This is a genomic window from Halobaculum roseum (genome assembly GCF_019880245.1).
Classification (GTDB): Archaea; Halobacteriota; Halobacteria; order Halobacteriales; family Haloferacaceae; genus Halobaculum; species Halobaculum roseum.
In genome coordinates this window covers 2621036-2643566 of the sequence record NZ_CP082286.1, presented here as the reverse complement: position 1 = coordinate 2643566, position 22531 = coordinate 2621036, and the positions used below count along the sequence as shown (strand labels likewise).

Genomic DNA, 22531 nt, shown 5'->3' with positions numbered 1-22531 from the left:
ACGAGCGGAGGACGACGGTTAACCCTTCCGAGTCACCGCCGCGCGTGTGAACGACCCACTCGCGGCGGAGAGATCGACACGTATGAGGATTGTGTCGATGAATTTCGTCGATTTCCCGTCGTCGATGAGGGGCTCCCCGACGAGAACGACGCGGTCAGTCGACGACGACCTCCTCGTCGAGGACGACGCGCTCGGCGGCGTCCATGTCGGCGAACGTCTCGGCGTCGGCGGTCACTTCCCGGCCGAGTTCGGAGTCGAACGCCGCGGCCATGGTCTCGTCGTCGGGGAAGTACAGCTCCGCGAGCGCGTCGTAGGACGCCGACTCGGGGTCCGCCGGGAACGAGACGGAGTATCGCTCGAGTCCGGGCAGGTCGGCCGCGAGGGGCGCGTGTTCCTCCCGGTAGTACTCTCGGAACTCCTCGACGGACATGTCTTCTCCACGCCGGAGCGTGATCGCGAGCTTCGTCATGGTCGGGTTCGCCTTCGGCGAGGGAAGTGATAAGGGACGTGGGGCCGGGCGACCACCCGTCGGGGAGGGTGCTCGGAGCGACAACGTCAGGCTGATTCTGCTGAGTCATCCCGCGCATACCACCACGCCCACGCGATCAGGACGCCCTGGAGCGGGAGTCGGATCCACAGCGCCGCGTCGTAGAGTCGCTCCGCGCGCTCGGGGAGCGGGTTCGGGCCCACGTCGCGGACGGCCATATTGACGTTCGCGGGGAACACTGCGAGCAGCAGCAGGACCAACCCCTTCGCGGACATCTGGCGTGTTCGCGGGATCAGCACGCCGATTCCGAGTGCGATCTCGACGAGCCCGGAGAGGTACACGAGCGCTCGGGGGGCGGGCAACTCCCGGGGGACGATCCGTTCGAAGGGCGTCGGCGCGAGGAAGTGCGCCACGCCCGCGATCACGTAGAGCAGGCTCATCAGGTACAGGAGCGGGCCGTGGGGGTCGGACCGAGCGCGGGGCGCGTCGGAGCGCATCGGTGGCCCGACGTTCCGCGCGGACAAGACCGTTTTCCCGGGGAGGACGGCGAGACCGTCGTTCGACCGTCCCGGTTCTCGGTTGCGGTGCCTTCCCGTTCGCGGCGGCGTCGCCGAGACGAATGTCGCCTCGCTGATCCGTGACCCACGACAACACTTATCACTGGCCATTGTTCCCGTACGCCTACTCGTGATCGACGGCCGCACCGCGATACGACTCTGTGTCGCATTCCTCGTGACCCTCTCGGTCGGGACCGTCGCAGTCGCCTCCGTACAGGGCGTGGACGGGCGAAACACGGATCAGGGTCCGGCCTTCGAGACGGGCGAGCGGGCGGTCGAGCCGCGCAACGGGACGACCGTCGTCACGACGAGTCAGTACGGGAACAACTTCCTCGTCGCGTTCGCGCCGAACGGTTCCGTCCTTCACTACGACGAGGAGTACGCGGTCTACAACGAGATCGTCCACGTTCCGGGGACGCGCGCGACGGTGATCTACGTGGCGACGCGGAACCTGGATCGCCGATCGTGTCACTCGACGGTCCCGTGCAACCGGAACGTCGTCGAGCGGCTGAACCTGACGACCGGCGACCGCGAGCGACTGTACGAGCGAACCAACCCCCGAAGCCGGAACCAGTGGCACGCGATCGACATCGTCGACGAGGACCACGTCGTCGTCGGCGACATCGCCTACGACCGCGTGTTCGTCCTCGACACGGAGCGGGAGCTGATCGAGTGGGAGTGGGAGGCGCAAACCGACCTCCCGCTCTCTGGCGGCGGGATCTATCCGGGCGACTGGACCCACCTGAATCACGTCGAGGCGCTCCCGGACGGCCGGATCATGGTCAGCCTCCGCAACCAGGACCAGGTCGTCTTCCTCGACAGGGAGACGGGTCTCCAGGAGGAGTGGACCCTCGGAGACGACGGCGACCATGACACGCTGTACGAACAGCACAACCCGCAGTACATCACCGAGGAGAACGGCGGCCCGGCGGTGCTCGTCGCCGACTCCGAGAACGGTCGCATCGTCGAATATCAGCGCGAGGCCGGCGAGTGGCGACAGTCGTGGGAGTGGTCCGATTCGCGGATGCAGTGGCCCCGCGACGCCGATCGCCTGTCGAACGGGCACACGATGATCGTCGACTCCAACGGCGCGCGCGTGATGGAACTCGACCGCGACGGCGACGTCGTCTGGCAGGTCGAAACCAAGGGCGCCTACGACATCGAACACATCGACGGCGCCCCGGAGGCCGGCGACCCCGAGAGCGCCGAGCGTCTCGGCCTCGAGACGCGGTCGGTCGGCGGGACCGGCCCCCGTGAGTCGGTCCCTGACCCCGCGTCCGTCCCTAAACAGTCGCTCGATGCCCTCGACGCGGTCCTGCCGAGCATCGTCGTTAACGGTATCCTGTACGTCCTCCCACCGTGGTTCGGGATCGTGGAACTGTTCGCGACCCTCTCGTTCGGCGCGACGGCGGCCGTCTGGGCCGGCGCGGAACTGTGGTGGGCCGGCTGGCGGATCCGCTGGCCGGTGTTCCGCCGCGATGAGGACAGCTGATCCGGGGGCCGGCGACAGCGACCTCGTGGCCTCGTCGACTGCGGGAGGAAATTGACTCGCCGGCCGAACTCGAAGGTGAAACCGGCTCGGGGGTACAGATTCCCGACCGACGGCTCACTCGCTACGCTCGTTCGCGTTGTCGGCCGGAGACTATGCCGCCTCCCAGCATCTGAACCGCCTTCCACCGAAGGACGAATCACTCCTCATCTGGATATCTGAACCAAGATAAATTATTTGAGCGGAGCGGTCCAAGACCTAGTCGAATGGTTGAATCGAACCCAGGATCGTGGACGGAGACAATGAGCGGACGTGAGCGCGTCCGGCACGTCGTGGAGCTGCTGGACGAACCAACGGCGGTGCAAGAGATCGCGGACCGAGCCGACGTTTCCCGCGCAACGGCCGACGATGAACTCCGGCGACTGGAGAGCGACGACTGGGTCACGGAAACGACTGTCGACGGGACGAAAGCCTACGATCTGAATCCCGTACGGATGCTCTTCGACGAGGTGACCGACCTGATCAAGGCTCACTCGCGTGACGAACTAGAGAGTCAACTCACAGAACTAACGGAGGAACAAGAAGAGCTGGCTGCGGAGTACGAGGTCAGTTCGCTCGATGAGTTCCGGGAACAACTCGCGGACGAGGACTTCTCGACGGAGGAACTTCGTGAACGTCGCAACGTGATCGCCACGTGGGAGGCGATCAACACGGAACTCGGGCTCGTGAAACACGCTCTCCAACTGTACGATGACGTCATCGAACTCTCGTCGCCGCGGACTGACTCTCCCTCGACACTCGCCTAATGGTTGTTTTCCTCGCTAATCGGGCGAACTTGCAGAACAAGCGGCTCCACGACCGCATCCAGAACCGACTCAGCGGTGAGTTCGAGAACGTTCGGCAGCGACGCGCTGAGCCGCGTGAAGCTGGCCCGTACCGGGCCGTCGCTGAGGTAAACCCACGCCAGTTCTTAGACGGCGAGTACCCAGTGGCGACCGCGCGGGTCGAGATCGGGTTCCAACTGCAGACTGGGGAGCCACACGAGTACTATTGGTTCAACTGGATCGAGCCAGATCGAAGTCTGCTGGTGGGCTGGCACCAGGATGACACGCACGACGACCTCGGACCAGTTCATCTGCAGGTCAACGACGGCGCGACATCCGTCGCGCACGAACCTGCGGAATTCATCGACTCACATCCACTGGACATTGTCGAGCGCAGACTCAACTCGCTTCGAGACGTGGTCCTCGCTGTCGAGTGGGAGCATGGACGACCCGTCGGAGTTGATTCCATTGCCACAGTGAGTGAGTAGGTCCGTATTTCGGTGAGTTCTGAGCGACAGCAGAGGTCGGGTGGTCACTCGTGTACCGGAGTATGTATTCAGGTACGTACTGAATGTGCGTATTCGAGATCCTTCGCGCAGTACCACCGATATGGATCGAAGTGCGACGACAGTCGCAGCTCGCGATCGGTAAATCGGTTCCGAGAAACCCTGGGAGATCACCCTTGCAGCACCGCAAGTATTTGAACCGTGAGTATGATGCCGCCTCCCCGATTCGAGCTCGCCGAGACGTTCCGGGCGTGCGGCTCGCTTCGCTCGCGACGATGGGTTCGGAAAATGCCGCCTCCCCGATTTGAACGGGGGACAGCTCGATCTTCAGTCGAGTGCTCTCCCAATCTGAGCTAAGGCGGCGCAACTCAACGAACCCCGGCAGTATGAAAAAGCGTTTCGAATCGCCACGCTAGGTGGCGGTCACAGCACGTCGCGTCGCTCCTTGAACGTGATCGTCACGTCGTCCGACTCGACGGTCGTGAGGATCGTGATCCACCCGTCCTCCTGCTGGACCTGGTACCCCTCCGAGTACGAGAGCTTCACGCGACTCGTCTCCGTGGTCGATCCGCCGGCCTCGAGGCTCCCCACGTCGCGCTTCTCCTCCCACACCTTGTCGCCCGAGGCGGTGGAGTTACCGGCGAATATCCGCGTGTACACGCTGATCCCCGTCGCCGTCTCGTCTCGGTTGTTGTCGAGGCGAACGGTCACGTCCCGGCAGGTCTGCCCGCACTCCTCGATCGACGTGACGGCGAACGTGTACGGCGGCAGCGAGTCGCCGCCGGACCCGTCGGATGCGGTACCCTCGCCGCCGTCGTCGCCGGACGATCCGCTCGAGTCGTCGTACACCGTCCCGGTCGACTCCGGCGTCTCCGTCACGGTGTCGGACTGCCCGCCGCCGATGTCGCCCAGCGGCCCGATCCCGGCGATGAACGCCGCCGCGCCGCCGACGGCGACGACCGCGACGACGGCGCCGACGACCGCGACCGTCTTCAGGTTCATCGTGGCTTCTCCCCGCGAATGCGCTCATGCATCGAGAGCCCGTACCGTCCCGACGAACAAAAGGAGGGGTGGCCGTTCAGTCGGCTCAACCCGAAGTAATCCGAGTTCGAGACGGGGGCGCCGGCGCGTCGTCGAGGCGAGCCTACGGGGACCGACCGGCTACCCGAGGACGATCGGGGCCGCGAGGATCCCCGCTTTCACGAGCAGCGACTGGATCCCGAGCAACAGCGTTCCCCCGATGGCGACCGGAATGACGACCCGGATCCACCACAGCCAGACCGTCGAGAAGCCGCTCCCGAACGAGCTTCCGAGGTTCAGTTCCGCGGCCAGTTGGTCGTCGGCGACCCAGCCGACGAACAGCGAGAGGGACAGCACCGCAAGCGGCAACAGGAGCTCGAACACGATGTCGTTGTACCAACCGAGGATGCCGGTGTCGAGCGCGGTGGGCACGCCGGCGAGCGCGACGAACGCGCCGAGGCCCACCGCGGTCGCGGTCCGATCGTACCCGGTCCGGTCGGCGACGAAGGACGTCGGCACCTCGAGGAGGCTGATCGAGCTGGAGAGCGCGGCAAACAGGAGCACGACGAAGAAGCCGAGACCGATGAGTTGGCCGCCCGGGATCTGACTGAACGCGCCGGCGAGTGCGGTGAACGCCGTGCCGGCCCCGCCCGAGTCCGGAACCGACCCCTCGATGGCGAACAGCACCGGGAAGACGACGAAGCCCGCGATGAGGGCGACCAGCGTGTTCACGACGACGATCGCCGACCCGTCCGCGGGGAGGCTGTCGTCGCGTCCGAGGTAGGAGGAGTAGGCGATCATCACGCCGAACCCCAGCGAGAGCGTGAAGAACGCCTGTCCGACGGCCGGCGGAACGATCCCGGCAAGGTTGCCCGCGATCACGCCCACGTCCGGGGAGAGATAGTACGCGTAGCCCGCGGCCGCGCCCTCGAAGGTGCTCACCCAGACGGCGAGCCCGCCCATGAGGACGAAGATCGCGGGCACCATCAGCTTCGTCGCCCGCTCGATGCCGTCGGTGACGCCGAGCGCGACGATCCCGATCGTCAGCGCCATGAACGCCGCGTGGGCGGCGACGGCGATCGGACCCGCGGAGACGGCGCCGAAGTACGCGCCCGCGTCGCCGAGGTAGCCGCCGGTGACGCTGCCGACGATGTAGCTCAACACCCATCCCCCGACGACGCTGTAGAACGCCAGCGTCACGAACGACGAGACGACCCCCAGGCCGCCCACGACCGACCACTCGCCGAAGCCGAGCGACCGGAACGCCTCCACGGCGTTTCGTTCGCTCCGTCGCCCGATGACGAACTCGCCGAGCATCACGGGGAACCCGAGCAGGAACACCGCACACAGGTACACGACGAGGAACGCCGCACCGCCGTTGGAGGCGGTCTGGAAGGGGAACGACCAGATGTTTCCGAGCCCCACCGCGCTGCCGACGGCGGCGAGAATGAAGCCGACTCGTGACGTCCACGTCTCTCGGTCACTCATAGTTCGTCAGGAGGGATTCCGCTGACACTGAAGATTCCTTCGAACTGTTGTAAATAATGTCTCGCCCCGGATACGAGGGAGTACGGCCCGAGGGAGCACCGTCCGATGCCCGACTGCGGGGACCGACGACGGACGCAAAGAAGATGAGTTATCTGCCTCCAGTATCGCAGTGTAGGTAGCACCTTCACACAATGTCCGACACGTACGACCTCGTTATCGTCGGCGGAGGTATCAGCGGTGCGTCGCTGTTGTACACGACGGCGAAGTTCACCGATATCGAGTCGATCGCGCTGATCGAGAAGGAGCCGGAGATCGCCGCGATCAACTCCCACCACACGAACAACTCCCAGACGCTTCACTTCGGGGACATCGAGACCAACTACACCCTGGAGAAGGCCGAGGAGGTCAAGGAGGGCGCCGAGCTGCTCGCCGGCTATCTCGAGAACCAGGACGCCGACCGGGAGATGCACGCCAAGCGCAGCAAGATGGTGCTGGGCGTCGGCGACGAGGAGGTCGAGAAGCTGGAGCAGCGGTACCACGACGAGGGATTCGGGGACCTCTTCCCGAAGCTTCGGCCGATCGGCCGCGACGAGATCGCCGAGATCGAGCCGAAGGTCGTCGAGGGACGCGACCTCGACACGGAGATGCTCGCGCTGCAGACGCCCGACGGCTACGTCGTCGACTACGGCGAGACGACGAAGTCGTTCGTCGAGCAGGCCCGCGAGGAGGCGACCGTCGACGTGAGGACCGGGACGGCCGTCGAGTCCGTCGAGCCGACGCCCGACGGCTACACGTTCGAGACGACCGCCGGCACTATCGAGTCGGAGGCGGCCGTCGTCGCCGCCGGCTCCCACAGCCTTCAGATGGCGAAGCAGCTTGGATACGGCCAGAACAAGGTCCTGCTCCCCGTCGCGGGCAGTTTCTTCCTCGCCGACGACCTCCTGAACGGGAAGGTCTACACGCTGCAGATGAAGAAGCTCCCCTTCGCGGCCGTCCACGGCGACGCCGACGTGCACGACGGCAGCGTGACGCGGTTCGGCCCGACCGCGAAGCTCGTCCCCGCGCTCGAACGCGGGCGTGTCTCGACGGTGCCCGACTTCCTCGACGTGTTCGGGCTCAACGCGGCGGCGTTCCTCAGCTACGCCAACATCCTCGCCGACCGCATCCTCCTGCCGTACGTGCTTCGGAACCTCGTGTACGACCTCCCGTCCGTCGGGCCCAAGCAGTTCCTCCCGCACGTCCGGAAGGTCGTCCCGAGCGTCGAACTCGACGACATCGAGCGCGCCGAGGGCTACGGCGGCGTCCGGCCGCAGATCGTCGACACCGAGGAGCGCTCGCTCGACATGGGCGAGGCGAAGATCGTCGGCAAGGACATCATCTTCAACATCACCCCGTCGCCCGGCGCCTCGACGTGCCTGAAGAACGCGATGCGCGACACGCACACGCTGATGGACTTCTTCGACGGCGAGTACTCCTTCGACGAGGAGGCGTTCCGCGAGGAGACGATCGAGAACTTCCCGTACGCCGAGGCGACCCACGCCCCCGCCCCCGCGCAGTAGCTCATTTAGCCGGAACCTCGCCGTGTCGGCGGCAGAACCGGGCTCGGGCGGAGTTGAACCACGCCGAGACGTTCCGGGTCGCTCACTCCGTTCGCTTCCCGGGCTGCGACTCGTCTGGTTCACTCCTCACCCGCAGAACATCTCGGCCCTCGCTCCGCTCGGGCGCTCGAATGGGCTCGGGCGGAGTTGAACCGGAGCAAGACGTGCTCACTCGCTTCGTTCGTTGCGCGCGACTTGCAGGGCTCAACTCCTGACACGCCGGACGCCGCCGACGGCTCGTCGCTTCGCTCCTCGCCGGGTCGGCGGCAGAACTGGGCTCGGGCGGAGTTGAACCACCGATCTCTTCCTTGTAAGGGAAGCGTCATAACCACTAGACCACGAGCCCGTACCCGAATACACCGCCCGCGCTCGAATAACGCTTACCTTTTGCCCGATACCCTTTCCCGCCCGCCGCCCGACGATACCGGTATGGCCGTCCGCCGCCGCGTCGCCCCCGCGCTCATCGCGCTGCTGGTCGTGTTCGCCGGCTGCACCGGAACCGTGGCGAACGTCGCGAGCGACGGCGAGTACGAACGCACGACCGTCACCGTCGTCGACGAGGACGGTGCCGAGCTCGGCGCCGTGGAGGCGCGCGTCGCCGACACCTACAGCAAGCGCTACACCGGCCTCTCCGACACGGAGTCGCTCGGCGAGAACGAGGGCATGCTGTTCGTCCACGACGAGGAGGACCGGTACGCGTACGTGATGCGCGACATGGCGTTCCCGATCGACATCGTGTTCATCGCCGCCAACGGGACGATCACCCGCATCCACCACGCCGAACTCCCGCCGGAGGGAACGAACGACTCCGAGCTCCGGCGGTACCGCGGCACCGGGAAGTACGTGCTCGAAGTGCCGCACGGCTGGACGAACGATCACGACGTGTGCGAGGGCGACACCGTCGAGATCGCGGGCGACTACTGAGCCGAGCGCGGAGCCAACCGACGGAGAGGGCCGCCGACTGCGGCGTCTCCGGGGTATTTCGATTCGAAGCGAACCGTTTAGGGTTCTGGTGTCGCTGAGAGTATGTAATGAGTCATCCCTCCGACGAGGACGACCCCTTCGAGGATATCCGTGAGAAGACGGATAACCCGATGAAACGGTTGTTCTCGGAGTACGGGTCCAGGAACCTCCGATACTTCGGGCTGGGCTTCTTCGGCAGCGTCGCCGCGCGGATCCTCGATCTGCTCCCGCCGCTGCTGCTCGGGATCGCGATCGACGCCGTGTTCGAGCAGAACATCCCGTTCGACCTCCCGCTGGTGCCCGCGAGCGTCATCCCGACCGGTCCCCGCGACCAACTGTTGTTCACCGTCGGCATCATCGCGTTCGCGTTCTTCGGCGGGTCGGTGTTCCACTGGATCCGCAACTTCGGCTGGAACTCCTTCGCCCAGAACATCCAACACGACATCCGAACCGACACCTACGACAAGATGCAGCGGCTGAACATGGACTTCTTCGCCGAGAAGCAGACCGGCGAGATGATGTCCGTGCTCTCGAACGACGTGAACCGACTGGAGCGGTTCCTCAACGACGGCATGAACTCCGCGTTCAGGCTGTCGGTGATGGTGCTCGGCATCGCGGGGATCATGTTCTGGCTGAACCCCCGACTGGCGATCGTCTCGCTGCTTCCGGTCCCCGTCATCGCCGTCGTGACCTGGAAGTTCATCGACGTGATCCAGCCGAAGTACGCCGACGTGCGCAAGACCGTCGGCCACCTCAACTCCCGGCTGGAGAACAACCTCGGCGGGATCAAGGTGATCAAGACGTTCAACACCGAGGGGTTCGAGTCCGACCGCGTCGACGACGTCTCCGGCGAGTACTACGACGCCAACTGGGACGCCATCACCACCCGGATCAAGTTCTTCCCCGCGCTTCGGGTCATCGCCGGGGTCGGCTTCGTCATCACCTTCGCCGTGGGCGGCCTGTGGGTGCTCGACGAGGCGCCGCTGTGGCTGACCGGCGGCAACGAGTTGACCGTCGGCGTGTTCACCACCTTCATCCTCTACACCCAGCGGTTCATCTGGCCGATGGCGCAGTTCGGCTCCATCATCAACATGTACCAGCGTGCCCGCGCCTCCAGCGCGCGCCTGTTCGGCCTGATGGACACACCCTCGCGGATCGTCGAGGACCCGGCCGCCGAGGACCTCGTGGTCGACGACGGGACGGTCGTCTACGACGACGTGACGTTCGGCTACGACGAGGACGAGACCATCGTCGACGACATCGCCTTCGAGGTCGACGGCGGCGACACCCTCGCGCTCGTCGGCCCGACCGGCGCCGGGAAGTCGACGGTGCTGAAGCTGCTCCTGCGGATGTACGACGTGAACGAGGGAAGCATCGAGATCGACGGGCAGGACATCCGCGACGTGACGATCCCGAGCCTGCGGCGGTCGCTCGGCTACGTGAGCCAGGACACGTTCATGTTCTACGGGACTGTCCGCGACAACATCGCCTACGGCACCTTCGAGGCCGACGAGGAGGACATCGTCGAGGCCGCGAAGGCGGCGGAGGCCCACGAGTTCATCACGAACCTCCCGGAGGGCTACGACACCGAGATCGGCGAGCGCGGCGTGAAGCTCTCGGGCGGCCAGCGCCAACGGCTTTCGATCGCCCGCGCGATCCTGAAGGACCCTGAGATCCTCGTGCTCGACGAGGCGACCTCCGACGTGGACACCGAGACGGAGATGCTCATCCAGCGCTCCATCGACAAGCTGACCGAGGATCGCACCACCTTCGCCATCGCCCACCGCCTCTCGACGATCAAGGACGCCGACCAGATCGTCGTTCTCGAGGAGGGGGAGATCGCCGAGCGCGGCACCCACGAGGAGCTGCTGAGCGATGACGGCCTCTACGCGCACCTGTGGGGCGTACAGGCCGGAGAGATCGACGAGCTCCCGCAGGAGTTCATCGATCGCGCCGCGAAGCGCGCCTCCAGGACCGAGGCCGAAGCGAGCGACGACTGACCCGTCGCGTACGAACGTGGCGAGACGCGCCCGAACGAACCTTCTTCACCGATACCGCACCAGCCACCCCGATGCGCTGACCGCGACGGCGCGCCGACGAGACGTGACGTACCGGGACTGGACTGCCCCGCCCGTCCGTCATTGCCCCGAGCACGGCCACATGTTCGCCACCGATCGAGCGACCGCGTTCGCGGCATCCGCGCCTTCTAAGTCGCACAGCGCCGACCACCAGGACGATGAGTTCCTTCCGTACCCTCGACGACCTGCCCGCCGAGCAGCGCGTCCTCGTCCGCCTCGACCTCAACTCCCCGGTCGAGGACGGCGTCGTACAGGACAATCGCCGCTTCTCCCGGCACGCCGAGACCGTCGCCGAGTTGGCCGAAGACGGCCACCGTGTCGCACTTATGGCCCACCAGGGCCGCCCGGGCAGGGACACCTTCGTCTCGCTGGAACAGCACGCCGACATCCTCGCCGAGCACGCCGGCGCCGACGTGGACTTCGTCGGCGACACGTTCGGCGACGAGGCCCTCGGGGCCGTCCGCGGCCTCGACGCAGGCGACGTGCTCCTGCTCGAGAACACCCGGATGACCGACGACGAATTGCCGGAGAAGGAGCCCGAGGAGCACGCTGACAGCGACTTCGTCCGGACGCTCGCTCCGGAGTTCGACGCCTACGTCAACGACGCGTACTCGGCCGCGCACCGAAAGCACGCGTCGCTGGTGGGGTTCCCGCTCCGGCTGCCGAGCTACGCCGGCCGCGTGATGGAGACCGAGTACGAGGCCAACACCGCCATCGCCGAGCGCGAGTTCGACGGCGACGTGACGATGGTGGTAGGCGGGACGAAGGCGACCGACGTGATCGGCGTCATGGAGGCGCTCGACGGGAAGGTCGACCGGTTCCTGCTCGGCGGCGTCGCCGGCGAGCTGTTCCTTCGCGCGGCCGGCTACCCCGTCGGCGAGGACGTGGACACCGAGCTGTTCGACGAGCAGTGGGACGCCAACGAGGAGACGATCCGCTCGGTCCTCGACGAGCGCCGCGAGCAGGTGACGCTCGCGTCGGATCTGGCGTACGAGGACGCCGAGGACGAGCGCGCCGAGGTCGACGTGGACGACATCGTGGAGAAGACGCAGGCGTTCCTCGACATCGGTTCCGGGACCGTCGCCGATTACGAGCCCGCGATCCGCGACTCCGAGGCCGTGTTCGTGAAGGGCGCGCTCGGCGTCTTCGAGGACGAGCGCTTCAGCGTCGGCACGGTCGGCGTGCTGGAGGCCATCGCCGACACCGACTGCTTCTCCGTCGTCGGCGGGGGCGACACCTCCCGCGCGATAACGATGTACGGCATGTCGGAGGACGACTTCTCGCACGTCTCCATCGCCGGCGGCGCGTACATCCGCGCGCTCACCGGCGAGCCGCTGCCCGCGGTCGAGCTGTTGATTCGGAGCGCCGAGCGCGAAGCATAGTCTCGCAAGCCCGCGCCGTGGTCGCGGCGGTTCGGGCGGACCGTTGATTAGCTCCCGGCGTGACGCCCCACCCATGCTCGTCGGCGTCGTCTCCGACACCCACGACAACGCACAGTACGTCGAGGCCGCGGTCGAGGCGTTCGCGGACGCGGGCGCCGACGCCGTGATCCACTGCGGCGACATCGTCGCGCCGTTCTCCGCGACGCCGTTCGATCCGGACGCGGTCGACGGGTCGGACGCGGACTGGGAGTTTCACGCCGTCCGCGGCAACAACGACGGCGAGTGGGCGCTCGCCGACGCCGTCCGCGGGTTCGGCTCCTACCACGGCGAGTTCGCGTCGCTGACGCTCGACGGGGCCGAGTTCGCCGTCTATCACGGCACCAGCGAGCCGATCGTCGACGCCCTGATCGCCAGCGGGAGCTACGACTACGTCCTCCGGGGGCACACCCACGAGCGCGTCCACGAGGAGCGCGACGGCACCGTCCACCTCAACCCCGGCGGCGTGCCGATCCCCGGCCGGGAGGAGGAGCCGGCGGCGATGCTCGTCGACACGGCGTCCGGGGACGTGACCGTCCGCGACCTGGGATAACAAGTACGGCACGGGGACCGCTCCGCCGTCCTTCCGGCACGCTCAGTCGCTCACTCCGTTCGCTTCCTCGCGTCTCGCCTCATTTGTGGGCGGCTCGGCCAGACGACCTCGCCGCCGTCCTTCCGAGACGCTCAGTCGCTCACTATGTTCGCTTCCTCGCGTCTCGCATCAATCGTCGCCGTTGCTCTTCGGCACCACGCGCTGGCGCTGGCCGTCGAACAGCGACTCCAGCCCCACGCCGAGCGTCTCGTCGGTCGTCGCCATGCTCGTCCCGCGGTCCTCCCAGTCGAGCAGCGCCCTGACCGCGTCGATGTTCTCGGGGATCACGTCCGACTCCTGGTGGATCGACTGGAACAGATAGAGGTCGTTCCCCTCCATCGAGATGGACTCCTCCCAGATGCAGTTCTCCCAGAGGTCGCCGCGCGGGCGGCCGGTGTCCATCGCGAACTCCTTCAACTTCCCCGTTCCGTCGATGCCCGTCTCCTCGGGCACGAGGAACAGCCGCGGTTCGTCCCCGAGCAGTTCGCGCACCTCCTCTGCCGACGGTGACGCATCGAGGGTGACGTTCACCGAGTGGAGGTGCATCAGCGTCGCCGGCACCTTCACGCCGAGGGTGTCGATGTCCACGTCGGGGATGATCGTGTTCACGTCCGGGCCGTGGTGGGAGGGGACCGTGACGGGGTCCGGGAGGATGTCGTTGATCGGGCCGCGGGAGGTCTGTCCGGGGTCGCCGCCGCGGCGGACGAGCGTGACGCGCGACTTCTCGACGCCGTAGGTCTCGATCAGCGGCGTGAGCAGTCGCGAGAGCCCGGTGGTGTTGCAGGAGACGACGCGGGCGGTCTCGACGCCGTCGTCTCTCGCCAGATCGTAGTTGGACCGGGCGTTGAAGCTCACGTCGGCCACGTCGGCGTCCTCGCCGCCCTGGAAGACGGCGGGCGTGTCGTAGCGCTCGTACAGCTCCCGGTTGTCGGCGCCGATCCCGGAGGGCGTCGTGTCGACGACCACGTCGGCGGTCATCACCATGTCCTCGACCTCGCCCGCGAGGTCGATCCCGGCCTCGTGGAACAGGTCCGCGCGCTCGGGGATCGCGGCGTACAGCGGGTACCCCTTCCGGATCGCCGCCTCCGCCTCGTAGTTCGGGCGGGTCTTCGCCACGCCCGTCAGCGTCATGTCGGGCTGTGCGGACACCGCGTCGGCGACGCGCTTCCCGATCGTGCCGTACCCGTTGACGCCCACCTGGATCATTGTCGAATTCTCCTTCGTGCCCGGGGTTAATCGTTACGGGTCGGATAACCAGAAAACAACTACAGAACGAGTAAGCTCCCGGAATTCGCCGGAATCGTCCCGACGATATCGGCGTCGCTGTCGCTCCGACAGGCCCAAACGGGATCGGGTCGCAGCGTCGGTATGGACGACGACCTCCGTGCCGCGGCCGAAACGGCGATCCACCAGTGTCTCGATCTCGGGGACGACGAGTCGCTCGCGGTCGTCACCGACGACAAGCGCGCCGAGATCGGCGAGGCGCTGTACGCGGTCGCCAGCGAGGTGACTGACGACGCGAGCATCGTCCGCTACCCGCCCGCGAGCCAGCACGGCGAGGAGCCGCCCGCGCCCGTCGCCGCCGCGATGCGGGAGGCCGACGCCTTCCTCGCGCCGACGACCAAGAGCCTGAGCCACACCCGCGCCCGCGGCGCCGCCTGCGACGCCGGCGCCCGCGGGGCGACGCTCCCGGGGATCACCCGAGAGGTGTTCGTCACCGGCCTCGACGCCGACTACGGGGCGATCGCCCGCCACTGCGACGACGTGCTCGACCAGATCGGCGACGCCGAGGAGATCCGCGTGACCACCGAGGCCGGCACCGACATCACCTTCGAGCCCGGCGACCGGGAGTTCCTGGCCGATACCGGCGACGTGAGCGAGGCGGGCTCGTTCTCGAACCTCCCGGCCGGCGAGGTGTTCGTCAGCCCCGAGGACGCGAACGGCACCTACGTCGTCGACGGGACGATGATGCCGTACGGGCTGTTGGAGGGGCGAGAACTCCGGTTCGAGGTCGAGGACGGCTACGTCACCGACATCTCCGACGACGAGGTGCGCGAGCAGGTCGAGGCCGCCGCCGAGGAGGTCGGCCGCGACGCGTACAACCTCGCGGAGCTGGGTATCGGGACGAACGTCGGCGTCAGGGACCTCGTCGGGTCGGTGCTGCTCGACGAGAAGGCCGCCGGCACGGTCCACATCGCCATCGGCGACGACGCGGGCATCGGCGGCGACACGGACGCGCCGCTGCATCTCGACGGGATCGTGACGGAGCCGACCGTGTGGGCGGACGGGGAGGTCGTAGACCTCCCGTAAGTCGAGCGGTGCGTGGCCGACCGAAGGGAGGCCACGAGAAGCGAACGGGGAACGGAGTGACCCGTGAGCGGTGAAACCGCGAGACGGCGAGGAAGTGGAACTTCCGCGGTAAACGCCAGCGGTTCGTCAAGGGTCACAGGAGGACGTCGCCGGCGCGGCTCGGCCCGTGCGGCCCGATAGGCGCTCAGTCGTCGCGCGCGGCGTCGAGTCGCCTCGCGTCGCGCCGGGCGATCCCGAACACGAACGCGAGCTTCAGCGCCATCGAGACCGCGCCCGCGACGGCGGCGCGGACGGGTCGCCGGCGGGAGGCGGCGTACAGCGCGTAGGCGAACGGCGCCGCCGAGAGCCCGTTGAGCCGCTCCCAGGCGCCGGGGTCGAGGTCGCCGCGGAGCCACGCGCGCTCGGCGTCGACGCCGCGGGTCATGATCGAGGGCCGATCGATCTCGCGGTCGACTCTCGGGAAGAGCACCGGATTCACGACCGTCCACCCGAGCGCGAGGGCGAGGATCCGCTTGCTCCTGAGGTACACGGCGAGGAGGATCAGCGGGGTCGCGAGCAGCCGCGACCACCCGCTCTTGGGGTTCGCGTGGCGCTCCCAGAACACGTCGAGGTCGGCGAAGCGTCTTCGGAGGCTCATACACACTCCTACGAGGGCGAGAGAAATCAGCGTATCGCGACCGCCGGCGAGGCGGGGTCAGCCGATCCGACGGACGGCGTCGAAGAGCCCCTGCACCGTCGAAACCGTCCGCTCGTCGTGCGCGTTCGGGTCGAGATAGAACTGCGCACGGGCGCCGGCGCGGTGGACGCCGGTGACGAGGGTGTGGAGGAACCGATAGGCCACGCCGAGATCGGCGTACTGGAGGAGCGCGGTCACCGAGTCGAACGCGACGAAGAGGTTCCCCTGCCCGCGGGCCTCCGCCAGCGCGTCCTGCCACTTCATGCACAGCCCGGTGAGGTCCCGCGGGTGCGCGCCCTCGACGGCGAACGAGCCGCCGTCGGCGGCGACGCGCGGCCCAGGGACCTCGCCGGTTCCGGACGCGTCGACGATCATGTGACACGGCGGCGCGCCGACCTCGGCGCGCCAGCGCTCGTGCAGCGTCACCGGGTCGGAGTCGTAGGTGAACTCCACGACGGTGGGGTGATCGACGTACCCCGCGACCGCCTGCCGCTTCAGCATCGTCCGTCGGTCCGGTCCCGGCGGCGTCAACACCAGCTCGGCCTTCGGGGAGCGCTCCCGCTCGACCGCTCGGGGTCCCACTCCCTCCTGCGTCCCACTCCTGCTCATCTGCGTGTCCCTGCGGATGCGGAAAGCGTATTTAATCGATCCGCCGGAGTTCTCAGCGCGTAGAATCGCGGTGCACGGAGCATGCGTGGTCGGCCACGGGTCGAACGCGGAGTCGCGTCCGAACACGGGATTGATACCCCTCGACCCCGAGCGTTCGAGCGATGACCGGGGAGATCCGCGCGCTCGACGACCGCACCGTCCGGGAGATCGCGGCGGGCGAGGTCGTCGAGCGACCCGCCTCCGTCGTGAAGGAGCTCGTCGAGAACGCCCTCGACGCCGGCGCCGACCGCGTCGCCGTCGCCGTCGAGAACGGCGGCATCGACGGCATCCGCGTGCGCGACGACGGCGCGGGCATCCCCCCCGAGGAGATCCCGATGGCGGTGGCGAAACACGCGACCAGCAAGCTCGACGGCATGGACGACCTCGATTCGGGCGTCGCCACGCTCGGGTTCCGCGGGGAGGCGCTCCACTCCGTCGGCGCGGTCGCGGAACTGACCGTCCGCTCGCGCACCCCCGATGCCGACACCGGCGCCGAACTCGTCGTCGATCACGGCGACGAGGGCGAGGTGGAGCCGGCGGGCTGTCCCGTCGGCACGACCGTGGAGGTTCGTGACCTGTTCGGGCGCACGCCCGCGCGCCGGAAGTTCCTCAAGACGCCCGCCACCGAGTTCGACCGCGTCAGCGGCGTCGTCTCGGCGTACGCGCTCGCGAACCCAGACGTGGCGGTGTCGCTGGAGCACGACGGCCGCGAGGTGTTCGCCTCCCCCGGCGACGGGAACCGACGCTCGGCCGTCCTCGCCGTCTACGGCCGCGAGGTCGCCGAGTCGATGGTCGACGTCGCCCACGAGTCCGACTCCGGAGCGGTGTCCGTCTCGGGGCTCGTCTCACATCCGGAGACGACCCGCGCGGGCCGGGAGTACCTCACCACCTACGTGAACGACCGCTGGGTGCGCGACGGCGACCTGCGCGGCGCCGTCGTCGACGCCTACGGCGGCCAACTCGCGACGAACCGCTACCCGTTCGCCGTCCTGTTCGTCGACGTGCCGGCCCCGGCCGTCGACGTGAACGTCCATCCGCGCAAGACGGAGGTGCGCTTCGACGACGACGCGGACGTGATCGGAACCGTCCGCGAGGCGGTCCGGGCGGCGCTGTTGGAGCACGGTCTCGTGCGCTCGTCGGCGCCGCGGGGACGCTCGGCCCCCGACGAGGCCGCCGTCGACCCCGAGGTCGTCGGGGGCGCCGGCACCGACCACGAGCGCGCCGCGCGCGACCGGCGGGAGGACGCGGAGCACGACGACGGCGACGACGACGGTCACGGAACCGCCGACCCCGACGACCACGCCGACCCGGAGACAGCCGACGCGACGAGCGCCGGTGCCGAGACCACCTCCTCGGTGCTCGACGCCTGGGGCGGCCCCGACGCCGGGACTCCGGAGGATCCGACGGACGCCCCGACGGACGGCGTGTCGCCGCCGGAGGACGGCACGGGCGACACGAACGCGGAAGGGACGGACGGCACGGCCACCGAGTCAGCGGTCGACACGGCCGACGCGACCGACACGGACACGGATCCCGACGACGGCGACGCGGCGTGGCGCGTCGGTCTCGGCGGGAGCGGCGACGCGACCGACCGACCGACGGATCACCCCGAGCGCGGGCGGACGGACGCGACCGCGGGCGGGGCCCCGTCGCCGCGGGCGTGGCAGTCCGGCGGCGACGGGGCGGACGGCGGTGACGAGGTGACCGACCGCGAGCACGCGGACGGGCCGGCCGACGGCGCCGGCTCCGACCCCGGCACCTCGGAAGCGACGCCGTCGGATCGATCCCGGACATGGGGGGCGCCCTCGCAGTCGACGCTCGCGGGCGGCACCACCGACGAGCGGACCGATCGCGACCGGCTGCCGTCGATGCGCGTGCTCGGACAGTACGACGGCACGTACGTCGTCTGCGAGACCGACGAGGGCCTCGTCCTCGTCGACCAGCACGCGGCCGACGAGCGCGTCAACTACGAGCGGCTCCGGGACGCCGTCGGCGACAGCGCGCCCGCGCAGACGCTCGCGACGCCCGTCGAACTGGAGCTGACCGCGCGCGAGTCGGAGCTGTTCGAGACGTTCCGCGAGGCGCTGCGCGAGGTCGGGTTCCGCGCGGAGCGCGTGGAGCAGCGCGGCGGGGGCGAGGGCGGCGATGGCGGTTCCGACGGCGACCGCGGCGACGACCCCCCGACGCACGCCGTGGCGGTGACGGCGGTGCCGGCGGTGTTCGACGCGACGCTGGACCCGGATCTGCTCCGGGACGTGCTCGCGGCCTTCGCCGACGAGGTGACCGCCGGCGACCGCCCCGTCTCGGAGGTCGCCGACGCGCTGCTCGCCGACCTGGCCTGTTACCCGTCGGTGACCGGGAACACCTCGCTGACCGAGGGGAGCGTCGCCGACCTGCTGGACGCGCTCGACGCCTGCGAGAACCCATACGCGTGCCCGCACGGACGGCCCGTGCTCGTGGAGTTCGGCCGCGGGGAGATCGAAGATCGGTTCGAGCGCGACTATCCCGGCCACGGCGGGCGGCGCGCGGAGTAGATCGACTCGTCGCCGCCGCGCTTCCAGACCCTTCTTGGTGGACCCCGCCGTCGCCTCGCGCATGACCGACCTCGTCACGTTCGGGGAGACGATGCTGCGACTCTCCCCGCCGCAGGGGACCAGGCTGGAGACGACCGAGGAGTTCGACGTGCGCGTCGGCGGCGCCGAGAGCAACGTCGCCGTCGCGGGCGCGTCGCTGGGGCTGGACTCGGTGTGGCTGTCGAAGCTCCCGCGCTCGCCGCTCGGCCGCCGGGTCGTGAGCGAACTGCGCGCCCACGGCGTCCGCACCGGCGTGGCGTGGGACGACGACGCCCGCCTCGGCACCTACTACCTCGAACACGGCGGCGAGCCCCGCGGCACGAACGTCATCTACGACCGCGCGGACTCCGCGGTGACGACCGTCGCGCCCGAGGAGATCCCGCTGGGCGTGCTCGACGACGCGACCGCGTTCCACACGACGGGGATCACCCCGGCGCTGTCCGATGCCGCCGCCGAGACGACCCGGGCGGTGCTGGAACGGGCGAGCGAGGCGGGCGCGACGACGAGCTTCGATCTGAACTACCGGAGCAAGCTCTGGAGCCACGCCGAGGCCCGCGAGACCCTGACGGACCTGTTGGAGCACGTCGACGCGCTGTTCGTCGCCAAGCGCGACGCGGAGGCGGTACTCGACCGCGACGGCGAGGCCGTCGAGGTCGCCCACGGGCTGGCGACCGACTTCGGCTTCGAGACCGTCGTGATCACCCGCGGCGACCGCGGCGCGCTCGCGCTCCACGACGGAGAGGTGTTCGAGCAGCCTGTGTACGAGGCCGACACGCTCGACGCCATCGGCACCGGCGACGCGTTCGTCGGCGGCTTCCTCTCGAAGCGCGCGCTCGGCGGCGACATCGACGCCGCCCTGGAGTGGGGCGCCGCGACGGCGTCGCTCAAGCGCACGATCGCCGGCGACCTCGCGGTCGTCACCCCAGAAGAGGTCGAACGCGTCGTCGCCGAGGGCGACGGCGGGATCTCGCGGTAGGAACGGACGGTCGGTCAGACGCGGCCGCGACCGGTCCCGGACGACTCCTCGGCGTGATCCAGCGCGGTCGCGTACGCCTCTCGAACCTCCGAGAACGCCTCGCGGCTCCCGCCCTGGTCCGGGTGGGTCTCCTTCACCTTCTCGCGGTATGCCCGCTCGACGGACTCCTCGTCGGCGGTGGCGGGCAGATCGAGCGTGTCGAAGGCGGCGGTGACCGGCCTCGCGGTCGGGTCCGGTCCGAGGTGGAGGTCGGGAACCTCGAACGGGAGGCGCCGCCCGAGGTGGCGGCCGGGCATCTCGTGCTCACAGAGGATCACGCGGGTGTGACGGTCCTCGTCGTCGCGGATGCCGAAGTACGCGTGGACGTCGAAGGTGAGCGCGACGTCCCGCTCTGGGAGGTAGAACTCGACGCGCGTGCCGTCGAGGTCGGCGTTCTCGACGAACCGCTCGTCGATGCGCCTGAGGTAGTCGCGGATCTCCGCCTTCCGCCGGAGCGACCCCTGGTCGGGGGCACCGGTCCGTGCGGGTGGGTCCGGGAACAGGCGGTTGGCCGCGAGGAAGACGCCCGCGACGCCGGCGGAGGCGACCACGCCGGCGGCGACGCCCCACACGAGCCATCCCGGCAGCGCCGCGAGCCACTCACCGATCACACCCGCGATTGGCGACGGTCGCTATTGAACCCCTCGCCGGTCGGGCGACGATCCGTCGCCGCGGTCGCCGGTGGGGCCGCTGGCGCCGTCGCCGGTGCGGTCGCTGGCGCCGTCGCCGACGCGGGATCGAGAAAGTTCGAGAAGGGCAGGTTGTCGTCGCCGCTCAGATCATCCCGTTGTCCTTCAGGCCCTCGATGACGTCGTCGACGAGCGACTCGACGTCCTCGTAGGGGAAGTCCTGGCTGGAGCCCAGCTTCGCCGCCAGCTCCATCGCGGTGACCGAGAAGTCGCCGGACTCGAACTTCGTCCCGGGGCCTTGCGGCAGCGCGGGCACGAGGTCCATCTGGCTCGACACCGGGAAGTCGGCGCCGGAGAACGCGTCCGTGAACTGCTCGCGGAGGTCGGCTTCGACGTCGTCTGACATACCCACATCGCGGGGCGACGACCGCAAAAGCGTTCCGGAACCACAGAGAACTCCGGGAGAGTTTTCACACCCGGCGGTCCGGGCCGGAACCCCCGCGATTAATCGGGGCCGTGCCGAACGGGCGGCCATGGCGTTCGATTTCGACTTCGACCTGCTGCGGGAGTTGACCGAGGCGAGCGGCGTCCCCGGCTACGAGGACCGCGTCCGCGACCGCGTTCGGACCGTGTTCGAGGGGGCCGTCGACGAGGTGCGCACCGACTCGATGGGCAACGTGATCGGGACCGTCGAGGGAACCGGCGACTACGAGGTCGCCGTGGCCGCCCACATGGACGAGATCGGCTTCATGGTGAAACACGTCACCGACGACGGCTTCCTCAAGGTCGACGCCCTCGGCGGGTGGGACGCCCGCGTGCTACGCGCCCAGCGCGTCCGCGTTCACACCCAGCAGGGCGACCTCACGGGCGTCATCGGCTCGGTACCGCCGCACACGCTCTCCGAGGAGGAACGCGAGAAGGAGGACGCCGTCGAGGACGTGGTGATCGACCTCGGGCGCGAGGGCGAGGAGGTCGAGGAGATCGTCTCCGTCGGGGACCTCGTCACGATGGAGCAGTCGACGGTGAAGATGGACGATACGGTCACCGGGAAGGCGCTCGACGACCGCGTGTGTCTGTTCGCGATGCTGGAGTCCGCCCGCGAGCTGGCGGACCCGGAGGCGACGGTCCACTTCTGTGCGACCGTCCAGGAGGAGGTCGGCCTGCGGGGCGCCCAGGCGCTCGGCGTCGACGTGGACCCGGATCTGGCGGTCGCGCTCGACGTGACGATCGCCTCCGACACCGCGGGCGTCGCCGAGGACAAGCAGGTGACCCGGCTGGGCGAGGGCACGGCGGTGAAACTCAAGGACGGCTCGGTCATCACGAACCCGAAGGTGACGCGCCGCCTGCGCGACGTGGCGGAGGCCGAGGGGATCGAGCACCAGCTCGAAGTGCTTCCCTCGGGCGGCACCGACACCGCCGCCTTCCAGAAGGCCAACGGCGCGAAGCCGGTCGGCGCGATCTCGATCCCGACGCGCTACCTCCACACCGTCACCGAGACCGCCCACGGCGACGACATCCGCTCGACGATCGACCTGTTGACGGCGTTCCTCGCGAGCGAGGACGGCGGCAACGACTACTCCCTATAGGCGACTCGGTGCGGAGCGCCGGCGCCGACGGAGGCCGCCGCGACCGATCCCCCCGGTGATCGGTCGGCGGCACG

Annotated in this window: 21 protein-coding genes and 2 tRNA genes; 12 read left to right on the top strand and 11 right to left on the bottom strand. The window is 68.6% G+C overall.

What is annotated here, in order from left to right:
* Positions 1-154 precede the first annotated feature (154 nt).
* Both K6T36_RS13460 and K6T36_RS13455 read right to left on the bottom strand, forming a co-directional pair.
* Positions 155-469, bottom strand: a complete 315-nt coding sequence (locus K6T36_RS13460) for an EthD family reductase (RefSeq protein ID WP_222921728.1) — start codon at positions 467-469, stop codon at positions 155-157.
* An 86-nt stretch (positions 470-555) separates the two neighbouring features.
* Complete coding sequence (locus K6T36_RS13455; protein WP_222921727.1) at positions 556-984, bottom strand: DoxX family protein; 429 nt, start codon at positions 982-984, stop codon at positions 556-558.
* Positions 985-1174: 190 nt separating this feature from the next.
* On the opposite strand from K6T36_RS13455, the gene K6T36_RS13450 reads away from it, so the two are divergent.
* From K6T36_RS13450 to K6T36_RS13440, 3 genes are all read left to right on the top strand, one after another.
* Positions 1175-2536: an aryl-sulfate sulfotransferase gene (locus tag K6T36_RS13450; protein WP_222921726.1), complete on the top strand. Its 1362-nt coding sequence runs from the start codon at positions 1175-1177 to the stop codon at positions 2534-2536.
* Positions 2537-2835: 299 nt separating this feature from the next.
* Positions 2836-3339: a winged helix-turn-helix domain-containing protein gene (locus K6T36_RS13445; RefSeq protein WP_222921725.1), complete on the top strand. Its 504-nt coding sequence runs from the start codon at positions 2836-2838 to the stop codon at positions 3337-3339.
* Positions 3339-3845 (top strand): hypothetical protein, encoded by a 507-nt coding sequence (locus K6T36_RS13440; protein ID WP_222921724.1) that lies wholly within the window; start codon positions 3339-3341, stop codon positions 3843-3845. The genes K6T36_RS13445 and K6T36_RS13440 overlap by 1 nt, the downstream gene beginning before the upstream one ends.
* Positions 3846-4152: 307 nt before the next feature.
* On the opposite strand, the gene K6T36_RS13435 is transcribed toward K6T36_RS13440, so the two are convergent.
* The 3 genes from K6T36_RS13435 to K6T36_RS13425 form a co-directional block, all read right to left on the bottom strand.
* Positions 4153-4226 (bottom strand) — tRNA-Phe (locus K6T36_RS13435).
* A gap of 60 nt (positions 4227-4286) precedes the next feature.
* Entirely contained in the window at positions 4287-4865 is a 579-nt protein-coding gene (locus K6T36_RS13430) for a hypothetical protein (RefSeq protein ID WP_222921723.1), read from the bottom strand.
* Between the two features lie 159 nt (positions 4866-5024).
* The gene (locus K6T36_RS13425) at positions 5025-6371 is read right to left on the bottom strand and encodes a sodium-dependent transporter (RefSeq protein ID WP_222921722.1); all 1347 of its coding nucleotides are present in this window, start codon (positions 6369-6371) and stop codon (positions 5025-5027) included.
* A 191-nt stretch (positions 6372-6562) separates the two neighbouring features.
* Here K6T36_RS13425 and K6T36_RS13420 point away from each other — a divergent pair, with 191 nt between their 5' ends.
* Positions 6563-7930: an FAD-dependent oxidoreductase gene (locus K6T36_RS13420; protein ID WP_222921721.1), complete on the top strand. Its 1368-nt coding sequence runs from the start codon at positions 6563-6565 to the stop codon at positions 7928-7930.
* A gap of 312 nt (positions 7931-8242) precedes the next feature.
* On the opposite strand, the gene K6T36_RS13415 is transcribed toward K6T36_RS13420, so the two are convergent.
* Positions 8243-8315: transfer RNA gene (locus tag K6T36_RS13415), tRNA-Val, on the bottom strand.
* A gap of 83 nt (positions 8316-8398) precedes the next feature.
* On the opposite strand from K6T36_RS13415, the gene K6T36_RS13410 reads away from it, so the two are divergent.
* The 4 genes from K6T36_RS13410 (at position 8399) to K6T36_RS13395 (ending at position 12981) form a co-directional block, all read left to right on the top strand.
* Positions 8399-8893 (top strand): DUF192 domain-containing protein, encoded by a 495-nt coding sequence (locus tag K6T36_RS13410; protein ID WP_222921720.1) that lies wholly within the window; start codon positions 8399-8401, stop codon positions 8891-8893.
* Positions 8894-9000: 107 nt separating this feature from the next.
* Positions 9001-10932, top strand: coding sequence for an ABC transporter ATP-binding protein (locus tag K6T36_RS13405; protein WP_222921719.1), 1932 nt, complete (start codon positions 9001-9003; stop codon positions 10930-10932).
* Between the two features lie 236 nt (positions 10933-11168).
* Positions 11169-12392, top strand: coding sequence for a phosphoglycerate kinase (locus K6T36_RS13400; protein ID WP_222921718.1), 1224 nt, complete (start codon positions 11169-11171; stop codon positions 12390-12392).
* 73 nt (positions 12393-12465) lie between these two features.
* Positions 12466-12981, top strand: a complete 516-nt coding sequence (locus K6T36_RS13395; protein WP_222921717.1) for a metallophosphoesterase — start codon at positions 12466-12468, stop codon at positions 12979-12981.
* A 168-nt stretch (positions 12982-13149) separates the two neighbouring features.
* On the opposite strand, the gene K6T36_RS13390 is transcribed toward K6T36_RS13395, so the two are convergent.
* Positions 13150-14226, bottom strand: a complete 1077-nt coding sequence (locus K6T36_RS13390; protein WP_222921716.1) for a type II glyceraldehyde-3-phosphate dehydrogenase — start codon at positions 14224-14226, stop codon at positions 13150-13152.
* 162 nt (positions 14227-14388) lie between these two features.
* Between K6T36_RS13390 and K6T36_RS13385 the strand changes: the two genes are divergently transcribed.
* Positions 14389-15330 (top strand): aminopeptidase, encoded by a 942-nt coding sequence (locus K6T36_RS13385; protein WP_222921715.1) that lies wholly within the window; start codon positions 14389-14391, stop codon positions 15328-15330.
* Between the two features lie 184 nt (positions 15331-15514).
* On the opposite strand, the gene K6T36_RS13380 is transcribed toward K6T36_RS13385, so the two are convergent.
* Together K6T36_RS13380 and K6T36_RS13375 are read right to left on the bottom strand one after the other, a co-directional pair.
* Positions 15515-15967, bottom strand: coding sequence for a DUF6653 family protein (locus tag K6T36_RS13380; protein WP_222921714.1), 453 nt, complete (start codon positions 15965-15967; stop codon positions 15515-15517).
* Between the two features lie 57 nt (positions 15968-16024).
* A complete protein-coding gene (locus tag K6T36_RS13375) occupies positions 16025-16588 on the bottom strand; it encodes a DUF7504 family protein (RefSeq protein WP_222921713.1) in 564 nt (187 codons plus the stop codon).
* Between the two features lie 188 nt (positions 16589-16776).
* Here K6T36_RS13375 and mutL point away from each other — a divergent pair, with 188 nt between their 5' ends.
* A complete protein-coding gene (gene mutL, locus K6T36_RS13370; RefSeq protein WP_222921712.1) occupies positions 16777-19188 on the top strand; it encodes a DNA mismatch repair endonuclease MutL in 2412 nt (803 codons plus the stop codon).
* A gap of 61 nt (positions 19189-19249) precedes the next feature.
* Positions 19250-20203: a bifunctional 2-dehydro-3-deoxygluconokinase/2-dehydro-3-deoxygalactonokinase gene (gene kdgK1, locus K6T36_RS13365; protein WP_222921711.1), complete on the top strand. Its 954-nt coding sequence runs from the start codon at positions 19250-19252 to the stop codon at positions 20201-20203.
* A gap of 14 nt (positions 20204-20217) precedes the next feature.
* Here kdgK1 and K6T36_RS13360 read toward each other — a convergent pair whose 3' ends face one another.
* Together K6T36_RS13360 and K6T36_RS13355 are read right to left on the bottom strand one after the other, a co-directional pair.
* Complete coding sequence (locus K6T36_RS13360; protein WP_222921710.1) at positions 20218-20853, bottom strand: J domain-containing protein; 636 nt, start codon at positions 20851-20853, stop codon at positions 20218-20220.
* A 163-nt stretch (positions 20854-21016) separates the two neighbouring features.
* Complete coding sequence (locus K6T36_RS13355; RefSeq protein ID WP_222921709.1) at positions 21017-21277, bottom strand: MTH865 family protein; 261 nt, start codon at positions 21275-21277, stop codon at positions 21017-21019.
* A 127-nt stretch (positions 21278-21404) separates the two neighbouring features.
* Here K6T36_RS13355 and K6T36_RS13350 point away from each other — a divergent pair, with 127 nt between their 5' ends.
* A complete protein-coding gene (locus tag K6T36_RS13350) occupies positions 21405-22457 on the top strand; it encodes a M42 family metallopeptidase (protein ID WP_222921708.1) in 1053 nt (350 codons plus the stop codon).
* Positions 22458-22531 lie beyond the last annotated feature (74 nt).

Coding starts and splice junctions, on each gene's coding strand:
- K6T36_RS13460 (WP_222921728.1), bottom strand. CDS start 469: ATGACGAAGCTCGCGATCACGCTCCGGCGTGGAGAAGACATGTCCGTC.
- K6T36_RS13455 (WP_222921727.1), bottom strand. CDS start 984: ATGCGCTCCGACGCGCCCCGCGCTCGGTCCGACCCCCACGGCCCGCTC.
- K6T36_RS13445 (WP_222921725.1), top strand. CDS start 2,836: ATGAGCGGACGTGAGCGCGTCCGGCACGTCGTGGAGCTGCTGGACGAA.
- K6T36_RS13440 (WP_222921724.1), top strand. CDS start 3,339: ATGGTTGTTTTCCTCGCTAATCGGGCGAACTTGCAGAACAAGCGGCTC.
- K6T36_RS13430 (WP_222921723.1), bottom strand. CDS start 4,865: ATGAACCTGAAGACGGTCGCGGTCGTCGGCGCCGTCGTCGCGGTCGTC.
- K6T36_RS13425 (WP_222921722.1), bottom strand. CDS start 6,371: ATGAGTGACCGAGAGACGTGGACGTCACGAGTCGGCTTCATTCTCGCC.
- K6T36_RS13420 (WP_222921721.1), top strand. CDS start 6,563: ATGTCCGACACGTACGACCTCGTTATCGTCGGCGGAGGTATCAGCGGT.
- K6T36_RS13410 (WP_222921720.1), top strand. CDS start 8,399: ATGGCCGTCCGCCGCCGCGTCGCCCCCGCGCTCATCGCGCTGCTGGTC.
- K6T36_RS13405 (WP_222921719.1), top strand. CDS start 9,001: ATGAGTCATCCCTCCGACGAGGACGACCCCTTCGAGGATATCCGTGAG.
- K6T36_RS13400 (WP_222921718.1), top strand. CDS start 11,169: ATGAGTTCCTTCCGTACCCTCGACGACCTGCCCGCCGAGCAGCGCGTC.
- K6T36_RS13395 (WP_222921717.1), top strand. CDS start 12,466: ATGCTCGTCGGCGTCGTCTCCGACACCCACGACAACGCACAGTACGTC.
- K6T36_RS13390 (WP_222921716.1), bottom strand. CDS start 14,226: ATGATCCAGGTGGGCGTCAACGGGTACGGCACGATCGGGAAGCGCGTC.
- K6T36_RS13385 (WP_222921715.1), top strand. CDS start 14,389: ATGGACGACGACCTCCGTGCCGCGGCCGAAACGGCGATCCACCAGTGT.
- K6T36_RS13380 (WP_222921714.1), bottom strand. CDS start 15,967: ATGAGCCTCCGAAGACGCTTCGCCGACCTCGACGTGTTCTGGGAGCGC.
- mutL (WP_222921712.1), top strand. CDS start 16,777: ATGACCGGGGAGATCCGCGCGCTCGACGACCGCACCGTCCGGGAGATC.
- kdgK1 (WP_222921711.1), top strand. CDS start 19,250: ATGACCGACCTCGTCACGTTCGGGGAGACGATGCTGCGACTCTCCCCG.
- K6T36_RS13355 (WP_222921709.1), bottom strand. CDS start 21,277: ATGTCAGACGACGTCGAAGCCGACCTCCGCGAGCAGTTCACGGACGCG.
- K6T36_RS13350 (WP_222921708.1), top strand. CDS start 21,405: ATGGCGTTCGATTTCGACTTCGACCTGCTGCGGGAGTTGACCGAGGCG.